Here is a 15,648-nt window from a genome sequence, read left to right as displayed (position 1 = left end):
GATCGCGCGGATCGAGGTCTTGGCGTAGCCCTGTTCGGAAAAACAGTTTGAGCGCCGCCATCAGCAGCCGGGTGCGCGCCGGCGGCGGGCTGTCGCCGGGGGCGCCGGGGCGGGGGGGCGGGGGGGCGAGAGGGGGGCGGACGTCGTCATCGCGGCGCATTAGACCGCGATGAATCAAACGTTTGTTTGATTTTTACGGGGCGCTACATCTGCGCACGAATGGAAATTCCATGTATCAAAAGTGCCCCTTGCGCTTTATGGGTAAGCGCTAATAGCTATGAAAAATATAGCTAAATGCCGTAGCCGACTCAGCCGAACACGGCGCGCCACAGCGCGCGCACGGCGCCTTGCTCGGCGGCCAACGTCTCGGGCGGCACGCGGGTGGGCTCTTCGTTGAGCCGCGCGCGGTGCTGCACGTGGCGCAGCGTGCGGTAGGCGTCGGCGGCGGCGCGGCCCACGCCCGCAGGCAACAGGCCGGCGGCCTCGGCGCGCTGCAGCAGCGCGATGTTGCCCACGTTGCCCTGCAGCTCGGGGTGCGCCGCGGAGTGCGCCAGCACCAGGTACTGCACGGCGAACTCGGCATCCACCATGCCGCCGGGGCTGTGCTTCACGTCGAACTGGTCCGCAGGCGCCGGGTGGGCGCTGCGCACGCGCTCGCGCATGGCGACGATCTCGCTGCGCAGCGCGGCGGCATCCCGCGGCGCGGTGATCACGGCCTGGCGCACGGCGTCGAAGCGCGCGTGCAGGCCTTCGCTGCCCAGCACGAAGCGCGCGCGCGTCATGGCCTGGTGCTCCCAGGTCCAGGCGGTGTTGCTGCCGCGCTGCTGCTGGTAGTCGGCATAGGCCTGGAAGCTGGTCACCAGCAGGCCCGAATTGCCGTTGGGCCGCAGGGCGGTGTCGATCTCGAACAGGTCGCCCTCGCCGGTCTTCACGGTGAGCCAGTTGATGAGCTTGCGCGCGAAGGCGGCGTAGACCTCGGGGGCACGCTCGTCGTCGTCGTCGAACACGAAGACGATGTCCAGGTCGCTGCCGTAGCCCAGTTCCTTGCCCCCCAGCTTGCCGTAGCCAATGACGGCGAACTGCGGCTGCTCACGGTGGCGGTTGCGCAGCCGGCCCCAGCACCACTCGGCCGTGACGCGCAGCACGCTGTCGGCCAGCGCGGACAGGTCGTCCGCCACCTGCTCCACGGTGATGCGCCGCTCCACGTCGCGCGCCAGCGTGCGGAAGGTCTCGGCATGGTGGGCGCGGCGCAGCAGGTCGAGCAGGTTCTCGTCGTCGTCCTCGCCCGTGGACTGCAGCGCGGCCAGGCGCAGTCCCAGTTCGCGTTCGAAGTCGGCGGGCACGAAGCGCTCGGACAGCAGGGCGTCGCCCGCCAGCTCGTCGATCACCCCGGGGTGCTGCAGCATGTAGCGCGCGGGCCACTTGGCCGCGCCCAGCAGGTGCAGCAGATGCTCGTGCACCGAGGGGCGCTCCAGCAGCAGCGCCAGGTAGCTCTCGCGGCGCAGCAGTGGCTCCAGCCAGCCCACCAGGCGCACCGCGGCGTCCTCGTTGACCTGGCCCTCGGCCAGCCAGCGCCCGGTGCGTTGCACGATGCGAAACAGCCGTGCGCGCGCCTCATCGCGCAGCCCCTGCACGCGCGGATGGGTGCGCCACTCGGCCACGCGCTCGCGCACCTTGGCGGGCAGTTGCTCCAGCAGCGCCTCCAGGTCGGGGGCGGGCGACGCAGCCGCTGCGGCGCGCGGGCCGCCGCATCCGCCATTGCTGCATTGCTTGTGGCCCGTGCCGCCGAGCAGGATGTCGAACTCCTGGGCCACCAGTTCGCGGTGCGTGTCCAGCGCGCGCAGGAAGTCGCAGCAGTTCAGGCCCAGGGTGCGTGCGATCCAGGCCAGATCATCGTCGCGCGTGGGCAGCACATGGGTCTGCTGGTCGTCCAGGTACTGGATGCGGTGCTCCACGCGGCGCAGGAAGGTATAGGCGGCCGCCAGCTGCTCGGCCGTCTCCTGCGGCATGAGGCCGGCGCGGGCCAGGCGTTCCAGGGCCTCCAGCGTGGGGCGGCAGCGCAGTTCGGGGAACTGGCCGCCGCGCACCACCTGCAGCAGCTGTACGGTGAACTCGATCTCGCGGATGCCGCCGCGCGAGAGCTTCACGTCGTTGGCGCGCTCGGGGTGGCCGGCGCTGCGCTTGGCGGCATGGTCGCGGATCTGGCGGTGCAGCGAACGCAGTGCGTCGAACACGCTGTAGTCCAGGTAGCGGCGGAAGACGAAGGGCAGCACCACGCCGCGCAGCGCCTGCACGTTCGGCATGCCCAGGCAGTCCAGCGGCGCCACCACGCGGCTCTTGAGCCAGGCAAAGCGTTCCCATTCGCGGCCATGCACCAGCAGGTATTCCTCCAGCGACGCCAGCGACACGGCCGGTGGCCCCGAGTTGCCGTGCGGGCGCAGGGCCAGGTCCACGCGGAACACGAAGCCGTGCTCGGTGGTGTCGCCCAGCAGGCTGTAGATGGCCTTGACCGCGCGGGCGAAGTATTCGTGGTTGGAGAGCTTGCCGCGCCCGTCGGGCTGGCCGGCGGTTTCGCCCTCGTGTTCGTAGACGTAGATCAGGTCGATGTCGCTGGAGACGTTCAGCTCGCGCGCGCCGAGCTTGCCCATGCCCACGATCCACAGCTGCACGGGCTGGCCCTGGGGCCCCAGCGGCGCACCGTGGCGCGCGTCCAGCTCGGCGCGGGCGTGCCGGCAGGCGCGGTCCAGTGCCAACTCTGCCAGCCGGGTCACGGCCAGGGTGATGTCGGACAGCGGTGCGGCCTGGTCGCAGTCCAGCGTGATCAGCCGCTCCATCACCAGTTGGCGCAGGATGCGCAGCGCCGCGCCCAGGTCGTGGCCGCGCGCCAGCAGGGCGTCGCAGGCCTGGGCCATGGTCTCGCGGGTGGGCACGCCCGGTGGCAGCAGCGCCAGCTCGGCCTGGTAGCGGCGGTGCAGGCGCTGGTGGAAGCGCGAATATTCCGACGGCGGGCTGCCGGCGGTCACGGGATCAGTCGAAGGCATCTGCATGGCAAGGGCTGCTCGGTGCGCTCGCGGGCCACGCCGGGGCGCGGCCGTACATAACGACACCGTGGGGTGCTGAACCCTCAGGGGATGTGCGGGTCATAATTCCTGCCATCGTTTCGCCCGCCATGACAGAGTCTCCGCCCCATCCCTCCCGCCTTCTCAAACTCGTGGCGGGCTGTGCGCGATGGGGATTGGTCGCCTTGGTGACCTTCTGGTTGCTGCTGGCGGCCGCCTGGGGGGGGCTGCATGGCTGGATTGTGCCGCGTATCGGCGACTTCCGTCCGCAGCTGGAACAGCAGGCCCAACGGGCACTGGGGGTACCTGTGCGCATCCATTCCATCAGCGCGCGCAGCGAGGGGCTGATCCCCTCGGTGGAGCTGAAGGACGTGGCCCTGCTGGACGCCCAGGGACGCGAGGCGCTGCGCCTGCCGCGCGTGATGGTGGCGCTGTCGCCGCGCTCGCTGCTGCGCTTTGGGTTCGAGCAGATCTATATCGAAGGCCCCGAGCTGGACATGCGCCGCGAGCGCGACGGGCGCATCGTCATCGCGGGCCTGGCCTTCCGCGACAGCGCCGAGGGCGACAGTGCGGCGGCCGACTGGCTGTTCTCCCAGGCCGAGGTGGCGATTCGCGCCGGCACGCTGCGCTGGACCGACGAGCAGCGTGGCGCCGAGCCGCTGGCGCTCACCGAGGTGAGCGTGGTGCTGCGCAACAGCGCGCGCCGCCACCAGGTGCGCCTGGACGCCACGCCGCCCGCCGAATGGGGCGCACCCTTTACCTTGCGCGGCCAGTTCCGCCAGCCGCTGCTGTCCACGCACAGCGGCGACTGGCAGCGCTGGAGCGGCGAGCTGTTCGCCCACTTCCCGCGCGTGGACGTGTCGCGCCTGCACCGGCACGCCGATCTGGAGGGGCTGCAGGTCGCGCAGGGCCGGGGCGCCGTGCGCGCGTGGGTGGATGTGCAGCGCGGCCAGATCGGCGGCGGCACGGTGGACATGGCACTCGACGAGGTCAACGCTACCCTGGGCAAGAACCTGCGCCCACTGGCACTGCGCACGGTGACGGGGCGGGTGGGCGGTCGCTGGCTGGACGACGGCTTTGAGATGTCCACCCAGAATCTGCAGTTCGTGGCCGACGATGGCCTGCGCTGGCCCGGCGGCAATCTGGCGCTGCGCCACAGCGGACAGGGCCAGGCAGGCCGAGAGCGTGGCGAACTGCAGGCCGACCGGCTGGACCTGGCTGCCCTGGCGCAGATCGCGAGCCGGCTGCCGCTGGGCGACACCGTGCACGGCGCGGTGCGCGACTATGCGCCGCGTGGTCTGGTGGAGCAGTTGCGGGCCGAATGGCAAGGGCCGCTGGCGCAGCCGCAGAAGTACCAGGTTCGCGGCAAGGTCGCAGGGTTGGCGCTGGCGGCGGACGACGCCGTGCCTACCGTCGCCGGCCTCAGTGGTGCGCAGGTGTCTTTCGATCTCACCCAGGCGGGTGGGCAGGCCGAGTTGGCCATGGCCGACGGGACGCTGCGCCTGCCCGGCGTGTTTGAGGAGCCCGTGGTGCCCGTGCAGCGGCTGGAAGCGGGGGTGCGCTGGCAGATCGAGGGCGAGCGCATCGCGGTCCAGACCAGCCAGCTGCGCTTTGCCAATGCGGACGCCCAGGGCGAGGCGCGGCTGAGCTGGCACACGGGCGACCCTGCGGCGTCGCCTGCGCGCGCGCGCTTTCCGGGAGTGCTGGACCTTTCGGGCACGCTGTCGCGGGCCGATGGCACGCGCGTGCATCGCTACCTGCCGCTCACCGTGCCAGCGGAGTCGCGGCACTATGTGCGCGACGCCATCCTTGCGGGGACCGCCAGCCAGGTGCAGTTCCGCGTGAAGGGCGACCTGCACGACTTTCCCTATGGCCATGTTCCGCGCGAGGGCGAATTCCACATCGCAGCGCGTGTCAAGGACGTGACGTACGGCTATGTGCCACCGGCGCTGTTGCACGCGGGCGACCGGCCCTGGCCGGCTCTCACGGCACTGTCGGGGGAGCTAGTGTTTGACCGCGCGGGCATGGAAGTGCGCAACGCCACGGGGCGCTTTGCCGGGTATCCCGCGCTGCGGGTGCAGAAAGTGAACGCGAAGATCGCGGACCTGCAGCACACCGAAGTGGTGGTCGGGGCCGACGTGCGCGGCCCGCTGCCCGACATGCTGGCGCTGGTGAGCGCCTCGCCCATCTCCCGGCTTACGCAGGGGGCGCTGGACCGGGCCGCCGCCACCGGCGTGGCCGAACTGCAGCTGGGCCTGACGCTGCCCATCAGCCGTATTGACCAGTCCACCGTGCGCGGCAGCGTCACCCTGGCGGGCAACGACGTGCACTTTGTGCCCGAGGCGCCCCTGGTGAACGCGGCCCGGGGCGTGGTGCAGTTCAGCCAGAGCGGTTTCACGCTGGTTGGCGTGCAGGGACGCGCCCTGGGGGGCGAGGTACGGCTGGAAGGCGGCATGAATGCGGCGCCGGCGGGGGCTGGAGAGTCCTCGGTGCGCGTGCGTGCGCGCGGCACAGCCACCGCCCAGGGTCTGCGCGAGGCACAGCAGCTGGGCCTGGTGTCGCGGCTGGTGCGCGGCGCCAGTGGCAGCGCCGCCTACACGGTGGCCGTGGGGGTGCGGCGGGGAGTGGCCGAACTGCAGGTGGCCAGCGACCTCGTCGGTCTTTCGCTGACGGCGCCCGCGCCACTGGGCAAGGCAGCGCAGGCCCCGTTGCCCGTGCGCTTCGAGAACCGCTTGACGCCCGAGGCCGCAGCCTCGGATACCGCGCCCTTGCAGGACGAATTGACGCTGGAGTTGGGCGACGTGGGCAGGCTCAACTACCTGCGCGCACTGGACGGGCCGCAGGCGCGCGTGCTGCGCGGCGCGCTCGCCATCGGCGTGCCGCCGGCGCAGATGCCCGCGCCTCCCGTCCAGGGTGTCGCGGCACACGCCGTGTTGGGTGCGCTGGACGTGGATGCGTGGACGGCGCTGTTGCAAGAGCCCTCGGCACCGTCGGCACAGGCACAGGCAGTAGTGCCGGCACCCGCGCCCTCCGGGGAGGCGCTGACCACCGATTACCTGCCCACCAGCCTGGCCGTGCGTGCCGCCACGCTCACGCTGCATGGGCGCACGCTGCACGACGTGGTGGTGGGGGCGTCGCGGCAGGGCGCCGTGTGGCGTGCCAACGTGGATGCCGATGAGCTGGACGGGTACCTGGAGTACCGCCCTGCCGGTGCGTCCGCGCCGCGTGCCGATGCGGCCCAGGGTCTGCTGCACGCCCGGCTGGCGCGGCTGGCCATTCCGCAGATGGCCGAGACGCAGGTCAACGCGCTGCTCGATGCGCGCGAACCGGGCACGCTGCCGGCGCTGGACATCGTGGTGGAGGATTTCGAGTTGCGCGGACGGCGCCTGGGGCGCATCGAGATCGAGGCCCGCAACCGCGGCACGGAGGGCGGCCAGCGCGAGTGGCGCCTGTCCAAGTTCAATCTGACCGCCCCCGAGGCCGTGCTGACCTCGCAGGGCCACTGGGCGCTGGTGGGCAGCGGGGCGCAGGCGCAACGGCGCACGGTGATGGATTTCGAGCTGGACATCCGCGATTGCGGCGCCTTGCTGGCACGCTTTGGCATGGATGGCGTGGTGCGCCACGGCAAGGGACGCATCGGGGGCCAGGTGGGTTGGCTGGGCTCGCCGTTGTCACCCGACTACCGCACCATGAGCGGCCAGATGAATGTGAACGTGGAGGCAGGCCAGTTCCTCCAGGCCGAACCAGGACTGGCCAAGCTGCTGAGCGTGTTGAGCCTGCAATCCCTGCCGCGGCGCTTCGCGTTGGACTTCCGCGACGTGTTCAGCGAAGGCTTCGCATTCGACTTCGTGCGTGGCGACATGCGCATCGAGAACGGTGTGGCCACCACCAACAATCTGCAGATGAAGGGCGTGAATGCCGCCGTGCTCATGGAAGGCAGCGCCGACATCGAACGCGAGACGCAGGACCTGCACGTGGTGGTCGTGCCCGAAATCAACGCCATGACGGCTTCCCTCGTGGCCACGGCGATCAACCCCGTCATCGGCCTGGGCAGTTTCCTCGCGCAGGTTTTCCTGCGCGGCCCGCTGATCCAGGCCGCCACGCAGGAATTCCGCATCGACGGCACCTGGTCAGAACCGCGTGTGGATCGCATCCAGCGCCGCAAGAGCGCTGCGCCGGAAGGCGCAGCGAGCCCTACCGTTCCACCGGCATCAGGAGACAAACCATGAAAGTCGCAGCCTTGCAAATGGTCTCTGGCGTCGCGCTGCAGGCCAACCTGGCGCAGGCGCGCCATCTGCTGGAGCAGGCGGCGCAGGCGGGCGCGGAGCTGGCGGTGCTGCCCGAGTATTTCTGCGCCATGGGCTTGGCCGATGCGGACAAGCTGGCGCTGCGCGAAACCATGGGCGACGGCGTGGTCCAGCGGTTTCTGGCGCAAGCGGCGCGCGAGCTGGGCCTGTGGGTGGTGGGCGGCACGCTGCCGCTGGTGTGCGACAGCGAAGAGCGCGTGCACAACACCACGCTGGTGTTCTCGCCCGCGGGCGACTGCGTGGCGCGTTACGACAAGATCCACCTGTTCCGCTTCGACAACGGCACTGAATGCTTCGATGAGGCGCGCGTGATCCAGGCCGGGCGCGAGAGCGTGCGCTTTGCCTTGCCGGCGCGGGATGGCAACGTGTGGCGCGTGGGGTTGTCGGTGTGCTACGACCTGCGCTTCCCCGAGCTGTACCGCCAGCACGCGCGCGCGGGTGCCGACCTGCTGCTGGTGCCCAGCGCCTTCACCTACACCACCGGCCGGGCCCACTGGGAGGTGCTGCTGCGTGCGCGCGCCGTGGAGAACCTGGCCTATGTGCTGGCGCCGGCGCAGGGCGGAACGCACGAGAACGGCCGGCGCACCTGGGGCCACAGCATGCTGGTGGACCCCTGGGGCAGCGTGCTGGCCCAGCAGCCCGAGGGCGCGGGCGTGGTCCTGGGTACGCTGGATGCGGCGCATCTGCGCCAGGTGCGCCGCCAGCTGCCGGCGCTTGAGCATTGCGTGCTCTGATGGGCGGCACCGTGGAGCACGGCGGACCGGCGGGCGGACGGGACAGGGGTGCTGCGGGCCCGCAGCAGGGCCCGCAGTCGCTGCTGCCCCCTTCGGCGCCAGAAGACGGGCTCCAGGACAAGGTACCCCGCCGGTGGCGCCGCTGGGTGGGTGCGTGGCGGCGCTGGTCCCTGTGGACGCTGCTGGTGGCGCTGGTGGCGGGCATGCTGGTCACCCAGGTATGGCTGGCTGGCCGCTACGAGGCCAGCCAGGTGCAAAGCCGCCTGGAACGCGACACTGCCGACGCCGTGGCCGACATCCGCAACGCCTTCGCGCACAACCTGCAGAACCTGCAGGCGCTGCAGGCGGGCGACCCCGACCTGGCCACGTGGGAGGCGCGCGCTGCCGAGCTGCTGAGCACGCGCCGCGAGCTGGTGCGCATCGAATGGCGGGACACGCAGCTGCTGCTGCGCGCACATGCGGAGTCGCCCTATCGCCCCCTGCCGTGGGACGCCACCACGCGCAGCGGCACGCATTCGGAGACCATGCTGGCCTGTACCAACGCCCGGCGCATCACCGGCCCGTCGTACTCCAGCAGCTATTTCCAGCCCCTGCCCGACGGCATGGGCGCCGAGATGATGGAGGTCTGCCTGCCGTTGATCCAGGACGGACGCGTGCGCGGCTTCCTGGTGGCCACCTACGCGCTGCAGACCGTGCTGCAGGACTTGGTGGCGCCCAGCCTGCAGCGCACGCAGGAGGTGTCGTTCACCGAGGCCGACGGCACGCGGCTGGCGCTGGTGGGCGCGCTGCGCCGCGGCTCGCGCATGTTCACGGCGCAGCAGCTGTTCGACCTGCCGGGCAACACCTTGGTGCTGCGCATGGACGGCTGGCACGCCGCGCCCAGCGTGTTTCCCAACGTCCTCACGGCCCTGGTCACGGCCATGTCGATCGCGCTGGTGTCGGTGCTGGTGGTGCTGGTGCGCGACAACCGGCGCCGCCTGCGCGCCGAGCGCGACCTGGGCGACGCGCTGGCTTTTCGCAAGGCGATGGAGGACTCGCTGGTCACGGGGCTGCGTGCGCGCGACCTCAACGGCCGCATCACCTATGTGAACCCGGCGTTCTGCGACATGGTGGGCTTTCCCGCATCCGAGCTGGTGGGCCAGACGTCGCCGCTGCCCTACTGGCCGCCCGAGCACGCGCAGGAATATGCGGAGCGGCAGGTGGTGCGCATGTCGGGCCGGCTCGACCCGCCGCGCGAAGGGTACGAGTCCACCTTCATGCGCAGGGACGGCACACGCTTTCCCGTCATGATCTACGAAGCGCCGTTGATCAACGCACAGGGCCTGCACACGGGGTGGATGGGCTCGTTTCTCGACGTGAGCGAGCAGCGGCGCGTGGAGGAGCTGTCGCGCACCTCGCAGGAGCGCCTGCAGGCCACGGCACGCCTGGCCACGGTGGGGGAGATGGCATCGCTGCTGAGCCATGAACTGAACCAGCCGCTGGCGGCCATCTCCAGCTATGCCAACGGCTCGCTGAACCTGCTGGAGCCGGCGCCGGGCGCCGAGTTGCCGTCGCCCCAGGACCTGCAGGACGTGCGCGTGGGCGTGCAGCGCATTGCAGCGCAGGCCGAGCGCGCGGGCCGCGTGATCAAGAGCGTGCACGACTTCGTGCGGCGCCGCGACCAGACCCGCGAGCCGGTCACCGCGCAGGACCTGTTCGATGCGGTGCTGCCCATCATCCGGCTGCAGGCGCGCAAGCTGGGCGTGCGCGTGGTGCTGTCGATCGAGGACGGCCTGCCGCCCGCGCTGTGCGACCGCACCATGGTCGAGCAGGTGCTGTTGAACCTCACGCGCAACGCCATGCAGTCCATGGACGACCCGCAGATCCATCCGCGCATCCTCGACCTGCGGGTGCGGCGCGCGGCCTCCAATGCGTCCAACAGCTGGCTGGAGTTCTCGGTGGCCGACATGGGCATGGGCATTCCCGAGGACGTGGCCGAGCGCCTGTTCACGCCGTTCTACACCACGCGCGTCGAAGGCATGGGCCTGGGGCTGAGCCTGTGCCGCACCGTGGTGGAGCAGCATGGGGGCTTTCTGGACCATGCGGCGCGTGAGCCGCGTGGTACGGTATTCACTTTCACCCTGCCCGCATTTCAGAAAGCCGACCCCTGATGGAACCCGCCTCCAACGCCACTGTGTACATCGTGGACGACGACGCCGAGGTGCGCGAGGCGCTGGCTTGGCTGCTGCGCTCGCGCCGCGTGCTCAGCGAGGCGTTCGCCAGCGCCGAAGCGTTCGAGACCATGCTGGTCGAGCGCAACGCCAGCGGCCTCATGCAGCGCCAGCCCTGCTGCCTGCTGCTGGACGTGCGCATGCCGGGCGGCATGAGCGGCCTGGCGCTGTTCGACAAGATGGTGGAGCGCGGCGACACCGCGGGCATGCCGGTGATCTTCCTCACGGGCCACGCCGACGTGCCCACCGCCGTGGCCACGGTCAAGCGCGGCGCGTTCGACTTCTGCGAGAAGCCGTTTTCCGACAATCAGCTCGTGGACCGCATACAAGCAGCGCTGGAGCTGTCGGCCCGGCACATCGAGGCCTGCCGCGCGCGCCACGAACTGCAGGACCGGCTGTCCGACCTGACCGACCGCGAGCGCGATGTGATGCGGCTGGTGGTCGAAGGCCTGCCCAACAAGCTCATCGCCGATCAGCTCGACATCAGCGTGCGCACGGTGGAGGTGCACCGCGCGCGCGTGTTCGACAAGATGCAGGTCAAGTCGGCGGTGGAGCTTGCCAACCTGCTGCGCGCCGCGCCACCGGCGTAAAAAAAGACGCGGGCCCTTGCGGGCGCGCGTCGTCTTCGTCTTCACATCGTCGGCGGGCAGGATTGCCGCGCCGACGGCCCGCCGCAGATCAGCCGCGGCCCTGGCGCTCACCCACATAAATCTCCACGCGGCGGTTGCGGGCGCGCCCGTCGGAGGTGTCGTTGGAGGCCACAGGTTCACGCGAGCCACGGCCTTCCACGTGGATGCGGTTGCCGTTCACGCCACGCGCCGTGAGGTAGTTGCGCGTGCTCTCGGCGCGGTCCAGCGACAACGGGTTGTTGATCGCATCGCTGCCGGTGGAGTCGGTGTGGCCGACGATGCGCACCTCGGTGTTCGGATTGTTGCGCAGGCCCTCGGCAAAGCGGTCCAGAATGGGGCGGAAGTTGGGCTGGATGTCCGAACGGTTGGTGGCGAACGAGATATCGCTCGGGATGTCCAGCTTGAGTTGGTTGTCCGGCGTCTGCGTCACCGTCACACCGGTGCCCTGGGTGGCGGCCTGCATGTCTTGCTTTTGGCGCTCCATGTGCTGGGACCAGATGTAGGTGCCCAGGGCGCCCACGCCCGCGCCGATCACGGCGCCCTGCGCCGCATGACCGCCCGTCATGGCGCCGATGGCTGCGCCGCCCAGCGCACCCACGCCGGCGCCGGTGACGGTGCGGCGCTGGGTGTCGGTCATGTTGGCACAGCCCGTGGCCAGCATGACCACCGCGAGACTGCCGATGAGGAGAGGTTTGCGCATGAGAGAACTCCTTTGTTGTTGCTCGGTCGGCTCGCAGCCCTCGAGCGGGCGGCTGGGCCAGTGCGAGCAGCGTAGCAATCCAGCGGTGCCTCGTCTGTAGGACGCGGCGCAACGCGCGTGCGCGACCCGTGGCCGATGGGCCTGCGTTCAATGGGCCGCGCTCATTCCCGGCCAGAATCCGCGAGCGCTCTCAGTCGTGCGGCGGGGCGTCGCCCCGTGGGGGCTCGCTGGGGGCCGCTGGCGGCTCGCCGCCCTTGCGGCCGCTGAACATGGTCCACCAGACAATGCCCACGAGGAGCACCAGTGCAAGCAATGCTTCAAGCAAAATCAGCCCCATGAATCTTCGTCTCCTGCGCCTGGTGGTATCGGCGCTGATTGTAGGAACGCTGGCCGCGTGCTCCACCCGTCCTCCGGCGCCCGTGGCGCCCAGCGTGCCGTCCGTGCAGCCGCCCGCCGCGCCCACTGTACCGGTGCCTGTGCCGGGCACGCTCACGCAGTCCAAGAGCCGCTGGGTGCCCGTGGGCTGGGGCGAGTTGCCGGGGTTTGAGGGCGATGCGCTGCACGAGGCCTGGAACGCCTGGCTGCGCAGCTGCGAGCGCCCCGCGCCGGCGTTCGCGCCGCTGTGCGGCGATGTGCGCCGCCTGAGCATCGCGTCGCCCGAGGAGCAGCGCGGCTGGATGATGCAGCGCCTGCAGCCCTACCGCGTCGAGTCGCTGGACGGAGCGGCCGACGGCCTGCTCACGGGCTACTTTGAGCCCTATCTGGACGCCGCGCGCCAACCGGGCAACGGCTTCAGCGTGCCTTTGTATGCACCCCCGGCCGATCTGGCGGCGCGCAAGCCCTGGTACACGCGCCAGCAGATCGACACCCTGCCGCAGGCCCAGGCCGCCCTGGCCGGCCGCGCGATCGCCTGGGTGCGCGACCCGGTGGAAGCCATGGTGCTGCACATCCAGGGCTCGGGCCGGCTGCGCGTGCAGGAGGCGGACGGCAGCGTGCGCCTGGTGCGCCTGGCCTTCGCGGGCACCAACGACCAGCCGTACAAGAGCGTGGGCAAGTGGCTGCTGGACCAGGGCCTGGTGCGCGACGCCACCTGGCCCGGCATCACCGCCTGGGTGCGGGCCAATCCGCAGCGCGTGAACGAGATGCTGTGGTCCAACCCGCGCTACGTGTTCTTTCGCGAGGAGCCGCTGGACGCGCTGGACGCCGCCTTCGGGCCTAAGGGCGCGCAGGGCGTGCCGCTCACGCCGGGGCGCTCGATCGCCGTGGACCGCCAGAGCATCCCCTACGGCACGCCGGTGTGGCTGGCCTCCAGCGGCCCCACGGCGCAGTTGTCGCGCCTGGTGCTGGCGCAGGACACGGGCAGCGCCATCCTGGGCGCGGTGCGCGCGGATTACTTCACCGGCTGGGGCGCCGAGGCGGGCGAGATTGCCGGGCGCCTGAAGCAGGGCCTGCGCCTATGGGCGTTGTGGCCGCGGTAGTGCTATTGATTTGGAAGCTGTTCGCGCTTGATTTATGGCGCTTTCAATACAAATTAATGCTGAAATGCCCGTAAGGCAAGCGCTGAAAGCTATCAATATCGGAGTGATTCATTCGCCCTCGACCACGTAGCGCGACACCACGGGTGGCGCGTCGCCCACGTGGAAGGCAAAGCGCCGGTCGCGCAGCGCCACGTCGGAGGCGGTGACGCGGTCAAAGCGCCGCAGGTGCTCCGTCCAGGATTCGTCCACCACGCGTTCCACGTAGCGGCGCGGGTCGGCGATGTTGTGCTGCAGCTCCCAGCTCAAGGCGCCCTGGCGCAGGCGCGCGCGGCGGCTTTCCTGCATCACGGCGCGAAATTCCGCCGCCCGCGCGGGGTTGATGAAGTATTCGATGCTGACCACCAGCCGCAGGCCGGCGGCGGGCGGGCTGTCGGCCCGCGGTGCCTGGAAGGCGCGCGAGGCGCTCAGGTCCTCCTCGCCATGGCGGTTGCTCACCAGGCGCTGTACCAGCGCCATCACCAGCACCCCGGTGAGTGCCGCCAATGCCAGGCTCATGTGCACGCTGGAGAGTGCGGCGACCTGCCCCCACAGCGCCGCGCCCACGGCCGTGGCGCCCATGATGGACATCTGGTAGATGGACATGCCGCGCGCGCGCACCCAGTTGGGCAGCGCCAGCTGTGCGGCCACCGTGAGCGAATTGGCGGTGGTGATCCACGCCGCCCCGCCCACCAGCATGGCCGGCACCGCCACGTACACGTTGGGCGCGATGGCGATCACGGCGGTGGCCAGCGCCTGCAGCAGCGTGCCGCGCGCCACCAGCTGGTCCAGCGACATCATCTGGCGCAGGCGCGGCAGGAACATGGCAGCGCTCACGGCGCCCGCGCCCATGGAGGCCAGCAGCAGCGTGAAGGTGCCCGCGCCGCCGCCCTGCAGGTCGCGCGCCACCAACGGCAGCAGCGCCAGCAGCGCCGTGGCATGCAGGAAGAAGATGGAGATGCGCCACAGCACGGCGCGCATCGGAGGCGACTCGCGCACGAACTGCAGACCCACGCGCATGGCACTGGTCAGGCGCTCGCGCCCCAGCGGGTTGGGCATGGGCTGGCGCCGCCAGCGCATGATGGTGAAACCCGCCACCAGCGACAGCGCGGCATTCAGCACGAACACCCAGGCGCTGCCCGCGCTGGCGATGATGGCGCCGGCCACCAGCGGGCCAATGATGCGCGAGGCGTTCATGGCCACGCCATTGAGCGCCAGCGCCGCGGGCAACTGTTGGCGGTTCACCAGCTCCGGCACGATGGCCGCAAACACCGGCCAGCGCATCGCCAGCCCGATGCCGTTGGCGAAGGTCAGCGCCAGCAGCAGGTAGGGGTTGAGCCCACCCCAGAGGATGGCCACGCACAGCACCACCGCCACGGCCGCCACCCAGAACTGCGTGACCATGAAATAGCGCCGCCGGTCCAGGATGTCGGCCAGCGCGCCGCTGGGCAGGCCCAGCAGGAACACGGGCAGCGTCGAGGCCGTCTGCACCAGCGCCACCAGGGCAGGCGAATCGGTCAGCGTAGTCATCAGCCAGGCCGTGGCCACGTCGTTCATCCACATGCAGGTGTTGGCCGCCAGCCAGGTGAGCCACAGCATGCGGAACACCGGCACCGACAGCGGCGCGAAGGGCGACTGCGGCGCACGCTGCGCCGCGCTGTGCCGCAACTCGGCTGTGGCGGCGGCCTCGGCGGTGTGGGCGGCGGCGGAGGCCGCGTCGGGGCCTGGCGGTGTGGGTGATGAACTCAGCGGTCCGCTGTCATGGAGGGGCTGGGGCGGCATATGCGGCCATTGTGACGGGAATGCGGCGCGCTTGCTGCGCCGGGGCCGCAATCCCGGCGGGTGCGAAACGGTGTTCAGCCTCTGTTGGAATTGCCGTTGCCGTTGCCGTTGCCGTTGCCTCCGGCATTCCCATTGCCGTTGCCTCCGGCATTCCCGTTGCCATTGCCTCCGGCATTCCCGTTGCCATTGCCTCCGGCATTCCCGTTGCCGTTGCCTCCGGCATTCCCGTTGCCATTGCCTCCGGCATTCCCGTTGCCGTTGCCTCCGGCGTTCCCGTTGCCATTGCCCCCGGCATTCCCGTTCCCATTGCCATTGCCCCGGCATTCCCGTTCCCGTTGCCCCCAGCATTCCCGTTCCCGTTCCCGTTCCCGTTGCCGTTGGTGTTTGCGGGAGGAGGCAACGCGGATGGAGGGTCCACTACAGCCCTTTGCCGCACGCGTATCCGCTGCGCGACCAGCACGCCGTTGGCAGACATCCGGCCCGCCACTTCCAGCGTTGCGCCGTTGCGGATGTCATCAGCCCGCCCCCCGGTTATTTGCGCGCCCGAGGCATCGATATCCGTGCCTTGCAGCGCAAAGGATTGTGCAGAGGCGAAGTTCGTCACCACACCTTCCAGCACGACGGGCGCGTCTGCCTGGCGTGAGAGGCTGTGCGCTGGCCGCAGCACGCGGGCCACGAGCACGTTGCCGGACGGTGCCTGGGCTGCATGCACA

At 70.4% G+C, this 15,648-nt stretch carries 10 protein-coding genes; 5 read left to right on the top strand and 5 right to left on the bottom strand.

From position 1 onward, the window contains the following. Nucleotides 1-308 precede the first annotated feature (308 nt). Nucleotides 309-3,047, bottom strand: coding sequence for a bifunctional [glutamate--ammonia ligase]-adenylyl-L-tyrosine phosphorylase/[glutamate--ammonia-ligase] adenylyltransferase (gene glnE / locus K2L43_RS17890; RefSeq protein WP_220638159.1), 2,739 nt, complete (start codon nt 3,045-3,047; stop codon nt 309-311). A 122-nt stretch (nt 3,048-3,169) separates the two neighbouring features. Here glnE and K2L43_RS17885 point away from each other — a divergent pair, with 122 nt between their 5' ends. The 4 genes from K2L43_RS17885 to K2L43_RS17870 are packed head-to-tail and all read left to right on the top strand — an operon-like array spanning nt 3,170 to nt 10,900. Next, nucleotides 3,170-7,288: a YhdP family protein gene (locus tag K2L43_RS17885; protein ID WP_220638158.1), complete on the top strand. Its 4,119-nt coding sequence runs from the start codon at nt 3,170-3,172 to the stop codon at nt 7,286-7,288. Continuing rightward, complete coding sequence (locus tag K2L43_RS17880; protein ID WP_011807100.1) at nt 7,285-8,100, top strand: carbon-nitrogen hydrolase family protein; 816 nt, start codon at nt 7,285-7,287, stop codon at nt 8,098-8,100. The genes K2L43_RS17885 and K2L43_RS17880 overlap by 4 nt, the downstream gene beginning before the upstream one ends. Continuing rightward, on the top strand, nt 8,100-10,250 hold the full coding sequence (locus tag K2L43_RS17875) for a nitrogen regulation protein NR(II) (protein ID WP_220638157.1): 2,151 nt from the start codon (nt 8,100-8,102) through the stop codon (nt 10,248-10,250). Before K2L43_RS17880 ends, K2L43_RS17875 begins: the two co-directional genes overlap by 1 nt. Continuing rightward, entirely contained in the window at nt 10,250-10,900 is a 651-nt protein-coding gene (locus K2L43_RS17870) for a response regulator transcription factor (protein ID WP_220638156.1), read from the top strand. The genes K2L43_RS17875 and K2L43_RS17870 overlap by 1 nt, the downstream gene beginning before the upstream one ends. Nucleotides 10,901-10,988: 88 nt before the next feature. On the opposite strand, the gene K2L43_RS17865 is transcribed toward K2L43_RS17870, so the two are convergent. Continuing rightward, the gene (locus K2L43_RS17865) at nt 10,989-11,639 is read right to left on the bottom strand and encodes an OmpA family protein (RefSeq protein ID WP_220638155.1); all 651 of its coding nucleotides are present in this window, start codon (nt 11,637-11,639) and stop codon (nt 10,989-10,991) included. 190 nt (nt 11,640-11,829) lie between these two features. Next, complete coding sequence (locus tag K2L43_RS17860; RefSeq protein ID WP_172208921.1) at nt 11,830-11,976, bottom strand: hypothetical protein; 147 nt, start codon at nt 11,974-11,976, stop codon at nt 11,830-11,832. Between K2L43_RS17860 and K2L43_RS17855 the strand changes: the two genes are divergently transcribed. Continuing rightward, nucleotides 11,909-13,117: a murein transglycosylase A gene (locus K2L43_RS17855; protein ID WP_220638154.1), complete on the top strand. Its 1,209-nt coding sequence runs from the start codon at nt 11,909-11,911 to the stop codon at nt 13,115-13,117. The two genes, K2L43_RS17860 and K2L43_RS17855, sit on opposite strands and share 68 nt — an antisense overlap. 108 nt (nt 13,118-13,225) lie before the next feature. Here K2L43_RS17855 and K2L43_RS17850 read toward each other — a convergent pair whose 3' ends face one another. Next, entirely contained in the window at nt 13,226-14,935 is a 1,710-nt protein-coding gene (locus K2L43_RS17850; RefSeq protein ID WP_220638153.1) for an MFS transporter, read from the bottom strand. Next, nucleotides 14,913-15,539, bottom strand: a complete 627-nt coding sequence (locus K2L43_RS19125; RefSeq protein ID WP_255580608.1) for a DUF5666 domain-containing protein — start codon at nt 15,537-15,539, stop codon at nt 14,913-14,915. The genes K2L43_RS17850 and K2L43_RS19125 overlap by 23 nt, the downstream gene beginning before the upstream one ends. Between the last annotated feature and the right edge of the window lie 109 nt (nt 15,540-15,648).

The organism is Diaphorobacter sp. MNS-0, assembly GCF_019602835.1.
Classification (GTDB): domain Bacteria; phylum Pseudomonadota; class Gammaproteobacteria; order Burkholderiales; family Burkholderiaceae_C; genus Diaphorobacter; species Diaphorobacter nitroreducens.
The sequence above is the reverse complement of the archived record's forward strand: the minus strand, read 5'-3'. Positions and strand labels throughout refer to the sequence as shown.